7 protein-coding genes are annotated in these 6389 nt (G+C 71.2%); 2 read left to right on the plus strand and 5 right to left on the minus strand.

Going from position 1 to position 6389, the window contains the following annotated elements:
* Positions 1 to 34 precede the first annotated feature (34 nt).
* Entirely contained in the window at positions 35 to 913 is an 879-nt protein-coding gene (locus FV230_RS22665; protein WP_147729968.1) for a DUF3108 domain-containing protein, read from the minus strand.
* Positions 914 to 1381: 468 nt separating this feature from the next.
* On the opposite strand from FV230_RS22665, the gene rpmB reads away from it, so the two are divergent.
* Together rpmB and FV230_RS22675 are read left to right on the plus strand one after the other, a co-directional pair.
* Entirely contained in the window at positions 1382 to 1693 is a 312-nt protein-coding gene (rpmB, locus tag FV230_RS22670; protein WP_147728548.1) for a 50S ribosomal protein L28, read from the plus strand.
* A gap of 28 nt (positions 1694 to 1721) precedes the next feature.
* On the plus strand, positions 1722 to 2483 hold the full coding sequence (locus tag FV230_RS22675; RefSeq protein ID WP_147844009.1) for a TraX family protein: 762 nt from the start codon (positions 1722 to 1724) through the stop codon (positions 2481 to 2483).
* Between the two features lie 4 nt (positions 2484 to 2487).
* On the opposite strand, the gene cobT is transcribed toward FV230_RS22675, so the two are convergent.
* The 4 genes from cobT to FV230_RS22695 form a co-directional block, all read right to left on the minus strand.
* Positions 2488 to 4389 carry a cobaltochelatase subunit CobT gene (cobT, locus tag FV230_RS22680; RefSeq protein ID WP_147844010.1) on the minus strand — a complete coding sequence of 634 codons (1902 nt, stop codon included), beginning with the start codon at positions 4387 to 4389 and terminating at the stop codon, positions 2488 to 2490.
* A 5-nt stretch (positions 4390 to 4394) separates the two neighbouring features.
* Positions 4395 to 4892, minus strand: a complete 498-nt coding sequence (locus tag FV230_RS22685) for a DUF29 domain-containing protein (RefSeq protein WP_243933877.1) — start codon at positions 4890 to 4892, stop codon at positions 4395 to 4397.
* Between the two features lie 18 nt (positions 4893 to 4910).
* A complete protein-coding gene (gene cobS / locus FV230_RS22690; protein WP_147844012.1) occupies positions 4911 to 5894 on the minus strand; it encodes a cobaltochelatase subunit CobS in 984 nt (327 codons plus the stop codon).
* A gap of 262 nt (positions 5895 to 6156) precedes the next feature.
* On the minus strand, positions 6157 to 6389 hold a 233-nt coding region (locus tag FV230_RS22695), incomplete at its 5' end, for a DnaJ domain-containing protein (RefSeq protein WP_147844013.1).

Below are 6389 nucleotides of genomic sequence, written 5' to 3' on the forward strand. Positions count from 1 at the left end.
GCCAGGATCGTCGCGAGCGCGGCGCCGCGCATCCTCAGCGGCTCGCGAGGCTGCCGGTCGTGGCCGGCGCCTCGGCGGTGGCCGTGCCGCGCACCCAGCGGGTCGCCTCGATGATGTTGGTGCCCACCGTGGTGCGCACCGAGATGCGCATCGGCACCAGCATCCGCGTGCCCTCGACCGGCGCGAGCCAGACCGACATGTCGCGGTTCTCCTCCATGAAGCGCACCCCGGGCCGGTCCGGCCGGTGGCCGGCGACCGCCTGGTAGCGGGCGTTGCAGACCAGCACCGGGCCGGAATAGCCCGGCTTCTCCACCGCCCGGGTCTCGCCGTAGCTCAGGACCACGTTGAAGCGGGTCGCGCCGTCGAAGACCGGCAGCGTGCGGTTGCAATTGTCCGGGTTGGTCAGGTCGCCGGAGGCCTGGGCCGGCATCAGCAGGGCGCTGGCCGGGTCCATGATCCCGCGCTTGTTGGCGGGCGTCACCGGCACGCGGTCGTCCATGTCGACCAGCGGCGGCGTGACCTCGGACTGGGTGACGTTGCCGTGGGCGAGCGCCATGCGCACGGCGATCCCCGAATTGGCGGTCCGCGTCGCGATCGAGAAGGTGTTGGGCTGCGGCGCGGCGGCGATGATCCCGGCGGAGCGGGCCGAGCCCTGGCCGCCGGTGATCGCGCCGACGAGACCGGTCAGCGTCGCCGAGACGTCGACGCGGTACTTCGCGTTCTCGAAGGTGCCGGCGAGCCGCGCGGTGCCGATCGACAGGCCGGCGAGCGCGATGCCGTAATCGACGGCGATGCTGGCGGGCGCGGCCTTGCGCTCCCGCGCCTCGGCCGGCGAGAGGGCGCCGGCGCCGAGGGCGGCGGCGAGAACGAGGCGCATCAGTGGGAAGGCGCTGCGGTGGGGGCGGGCGCTCATGGTCCGAATCGCATCCTCACGAGGTCGTCCGGGCACCGGCCCCGACGACGCGGAGCCCCGGGGCTGCCCAGGCGACGGTTATCCGAGCCGCATGGTTAACAGGCCGTTCCGCGCACGCCCAGGGCCCGTGGCCGCCGGGCCGGCGGGTCGCCGCAGGGCCGAGGCGGCGTCGCCCGCGCAAGCCTTCCCGCCTCCGCGCTTGGACCCTTGGCCGTTCCGTGCTCATATCGATCGTGCGACGGCACGTGCCGCGACGTCGGCGGCGTCGTGCGCGTCCGCAGGCGCCCCCAATCCGGGCGCCCGGTCGGGTTTTGCCTTGACGGTCCCGGGCCGTCTCGCCTATAGGCCGCCACTCAGACACGACTGCGCGAGACCTGGAACGACGTTCGGGTGGGGCCGCGCAGGCGGCGCATCCGGCCCGGGAGGGCGGGTCCGCATCGCCCAGGAACGAGACAGGATAGCGTTATCATGGCACGCCGCTGCGAACTCACCGGCAAGGCCGTTCAGGTCGGCCACCTCGTGAGCCATTCGAACCGCAAGACGAAGTGCCGGTTCCTGCCGAACCTCTGCAACGTCACGCTGACCTCGGACGCGCTGAACCGCCGTGTGCGCCTGCGCGTCACCGCGCACGCGCTCCGCTCGGTCGAGCACCGCGGCGGCCTCGACGCCTTCCTCGTGAAGGCGCACGAGGTCGAGCTGTCGCAGACGGCCAAGCTCCTCAAGCGCGAGATCCACAAGAAGCTCGGCGAGACCGCGGCTCCGGACGCCGTCGCCGCCTGAAGCGGTCGCCTCCGGGCGATGTGAGATCATGAACCGCCGCATGGACCCCCATGCCGGCGGTTTTTTCGTGCCCGCCGCGTCGTTCGCCGGCGCGCCCCTCGATGCGATCAAGGGGGCCGCCGCCGTGCTGATGGTCAGCGACCACGTCGACACCATCCTGCTCGACGGCCACGCCGTCGCCCTGTGGCGGCTCGGGCGGATCGCCTTCCCGCTGTTCTGCGTGGTGTCCGTGCTGCACATCCTGCGCGGCGCCGATCCCGGCCGCTACGGGCTGGCGCTGCTCGCCCTCGCGGTGCCGACGCAGGCGATCTACGCCGCCGCCTTCCCCTTCGGCACGACCGAGGGGTCGATCCTGTTCACCCTGGCGGCGGGCATCGCGTTCGCGACCACGCTCGAGAGGGGACGCCCTCCGCTACGCCACGCGGCCCTGGCCCTCGGCCTCGCCGTGGTGTTCCTCGCCCCGGCGCTCGCCAAGACGGCGGTGGATTTCGGCCTGGCCGGCATCCTGCTGCCGGCGGCGATCCTTCTGGCGCTGCGCGAACCGCGCGCCTACGGCGCCTGGCTCGTCGCCGCGATCGTCGGGCTGAACTGGCACGGCTGGCACCCGCGGGGCGAGGCCGCGTCCCTCTCGGCTCTCGCCGACGCCGCGACGATCGGCGTCGGCGTCCCGCTGGTCCTGCTCGCCGCCCTCCGGCTGCGCGGCCGACCGCGCTTCCTGCCGCCCTACGCGCTGCAGGCGTTCTACCCGGGGCACCTCGCCGTGCTGATCGCCCTGCGGGCGCTGGCCTGAGGCGTCAGCGCCGGCGTCCGCCGGCGGCGCGCATCGGGGCGCGGCCGCCGGCATCCTCCTCGAACAGCTCGGCGAGCTTTTCCGTCATCGCGCCGCCGAGCTCCTCGGCGTCGATGATCGTGACCGCGCGACGGTAGTAGCGGGTCACGTCGTGGCCGATGCCGATGGCCAGCAGCTCCACCGGCGAGCGCTGCTCGATCTCCTCGATCATCCAGCGCAGGTGGCGCTCGAGATAGTTGCCGGCGTTGACCGACAGCGTCGAGTCGTCGACCGGCGCGCCGTCCGAGATCACCATCATGATCTTGCGCTGCTCGGGCCGGGCCAGGATGCGCTTGTGCGCCCAGTCCAGCGCCTCGCCGTCGATGTTCTCCTTGAGCAGGCCCTCGCGCATCATCAGCCCGAGATTCTTGCGCGCCCGGCGCCAGGGCGCGTCGGCGCTCTTGTAGACGATGTGGCGCAGGTCGTTGAGGCGGCCCGGCGCGTTCGGCTTGCCGGCGGCGAGCCACGCCTCGCGCGACTGGCCGCCCTTCCAGGCGCGGGTGGTGAAGCCCAGGATCTCGACCTTCACGCCGCAGCGCTCGAGGGTGCGGGCCAGGATGTCGGCGCAGGTCGCGGCGACGGTGATCGGGCGCCCCCGCATCGAGCCGGAATTGTCGAGCAGCAGCGTCACCACGGTGTCGCGGAAGTTCGTGTCCTTCTCCTGCTTGAAGGACAGCGGCTGGAACGGGTCGATGACCACGCGCACGAGGCGCGCCGGGTCGATCTGGCCCTCCTCGAGGTCGAAGTCCCAGGCGCGGTTCTGCTGCGCCAGCAGCCGGCGCTGGAGGCGGTTGGCCAGCCGCCCGACCACGCCCTGGAGATGCGACAGCTGCTTGTCGAGGTAGCTGCGCAGCCGCGCCAGCTCCTCGGCGTCGCACAGGTCCTCGGCGTGGATCACCTCGTCGAACCTCGGATTGAACACCCGGTAGTCCGGCCCGCGCAGCTCGTTGGCGACCTTCGACGGCGGCCGCCAGGATTCGGAGGCCTCCTCCGATTCCGCGTCCTCGGATTCCTCGGGAAGCTCGCCGGACGGCGCGTCGGCCGCCTCCTGCGCGCCTTCCTCGATGTCGTCGGAGGCCTCCTCCGAGGTCTCGACCTCGGCGCGGTCGCCCTGGCTCTGCTCCTCGGCATCGCCCTCGCTCGGGGTCTGCTCGTCGTCCTGGGCCTCGTTCTCGTCGTCGTTCTCGTCGTCCTCGGGGTCGAACGGGGTCTCGTCGGCCATGTCGAGGGAGGAGAGCAGCTCGCGCACCGAGCGGCCGAACCCGCGCTGGTCCTCGATCGAGCCGATCAGCCCGTCGAGGTTCGGCCCGGCCTTGTCCTCGATGTGCGCGCGCCACAGCTCGACGATGCGCTTGGCGGCCTCCGGCGGCTTCTGGCCGGTCAGGCGCTCGCGCACCATCAGCGCGACGGCATCCTCCATCGGCGCGTCGGCGCGGTCGGTGATGGTCTCGTACTTGCCGCCGCGGTGGTAGCGGTCCTCCAGCATCGCGGAGATGTTGGTGGCGACGCCCGACATCCGACGCGAGCCGATCGCCTCGACGCGGGCCTGCTCGACCGCATCGAACACCGCGCGCGCCGCGGAATTCTCGGGCGCGAGCCGGCGGTGGACGGCGATGTCGTGGCAGCCCAGGCGCAGGGCCATGGCGTCGGCGTTGCCGCGGAGCACCGCGACGTCCCCGACCGTGAGCTTGCGCGGCGGCTCGGGCAGGCGCGCCTTGTCGCCGGTCAGCGCCGGCCGGTCGGTGGCGTAGGTGACCTCGACCTCGGAGCGCTTAGCGATGGCGCGCAGGCACCCGGCGACCGAGCGCTTCAGGGGCTCGGCGACCGGCTCGCGGCGCTCGCCCGGCTTGCGGTTGGAGATGGACATGGGTGCTACCGGTCGGCGTCGAGTTCGAAGGGGCGGTTCAGGATGTCGTCCCAGGCGTAGGGATTGTCGGTGGGGAGGGTCTCGAGCGAGCGACGCATCTCGCGCGCAGCCCGAAGCCTGCCGGTCCGGAATCCGTCGGTGACCGCCTCCGCGATGCGCGACTTCAGGCCGGGGTTCTTGCGCAACTGCCTCTCGATCCGCAGGCGCTGCTCCGCGATGGTCAACGCCCAGCTCCTGCTCCGGCGTTCCGGCTGGAAGTCCCACTTCAGGGCATGGGCGAGCAGGACCTCGATCGCGCTCTCTAGCTTATCGTACTGCTCCGAACCCACGTCGCTCAGTTCCTCAGCGATGTTGTCGAGATCGAGAACCTCGACCCGGCCAGCGCGAAGGTGGGCCACTTGCTCCTGCACCCACGTGTAGAGGTCAGCTTCGTGGCGCGTACCCGCGCGCGGCGACGCGAAGCCAGCTGGCTCCGTCTCCGGGCCCGAAGCAACCTGCGCCATCGATTCCTCCATCGTCGATCAGCTCAGCGCGACGTTCATCGCGCTCTCGGGCAGCTCCTTGCCGAAGGCGCGCTGGTAGAACTCGGCGACCAGCGTCCGCTCCAGCTCGTCGCACTTGTTGAGGAAGGTGACCCGGAAGGCGAAGCCGATGTCGCGGAAGATGTCGGCGTTCTCGGCCCAGGTGATCACCGTGCGCGGGCTCATCACCGTCGAGAGGTCGCCGTTCATGAAGGCGTTGCGGGTCAGGTCGGCGACGCGGACCATGCGGCTGACGATGTCGCGGCCGGGGTCGCCCTTGTAGTGCAGCGCCTTCGACAGCACGATGTCGACCTCGCGGTCGTGCGGCAGGTAGTTCAGGGTGGTGACGATCGACCAGCGGTCCATCTGGCCCTGGTTGATCTGCTGGGTGCCGTGATAGAGGCCCGAGGTGTCGCCGAGGCCCACCGTGTTGGCGGTAGCGAACAGCCGGAAGGCCGGGTGCGGGCGGATGACCCGCTTCTGGTCGAGCAGCGTCAAGCGGCCGGAGAGCTCCAGCACGCGCTGGATCACGAACATCACGTCGGGCCGTCCGGCATCGTACTCGTCGAACACCAGCGCGACGTTGTTCTGCAGCGCCCAGGGCAGGATCCCGTCCTGGAAGGCGGTGATCTGCTTGCCGTCCTGCAGCACGATCGCGTCCTTGCCGACGAGGTCGATGCGCGAGACGTGGCTGTCGAGGTTGATCCGCACGCAGGGCCAGTTCAGCCGGGCGGCGACCTGCTCGATATGGGTCGACTTGCCGGTGCCGTGATAGCCGGTGACCATGACGCGGCGGTTGCGCGCGAAGCCTGCCAGGATCGCCAGCGTCGTCTCGCGGTCGAAGATGTAGTCCGCATCGAGATCCGGCACGTGCTCGCTGGTCTCGGAGAACGCGGGAACCTCGAGGTCGATGTCGATGCCGAAGGTGGCGCGGACGGAGACGGTGCGGTCGGGGAGCATGGCGGGCTTGTCGTCAGAGAGCATACGGAACCTCGTAGGGGCGGTCTTCCGAAGGGCATCGGATCGAAAGCCGCGCGGAACTTGTCTCGGGCCTCGCCTCGCCGGCCAGTCGCTGCCGGGATGCAGGCCCTTCCTTAAACGTCGTCGCGCCGGGGCGCCACAGACGGGCCGGATCGGGTGCAAGACCCCCATATAGGCCTGCAATCGAAAATTGCCGGTCGTCCGCCCGCGAAAGCCGCCGACGGCGGCGCGACGGTCGACTTTGCATCGATCGTGCCGAGCCGCCTCAGCAGAGCCCGGCCGCGCGCAGCACGTCGTGCGCCCGGATGATGTCGCGCAGGCGCTCCTCGAACGAGCGGTCGCCGCCGTTGGCGTCGGGGTGGAAGCGCTTCACCAGGGACTTGTACTGCGCCTTGATCGCGGCGGTGTCGGCGCCTTCCTCGAGGCCGAGCACGTCGAGCGCCCGTCGCACAGTCGCCGAGAGCTTCGGGCGCGCGGGCTCGGCCGGGGCCTGCCGCC

Source organism: Methylobacterium sp. WL6, assembly GCF_008040095.1.
Classification (GTDB): domain Bacteria; phylum Pseudomonadota; class Alphaproteobacteria; order Rhizobiales; family Beijerinckiaceae; genus Methylobacterium.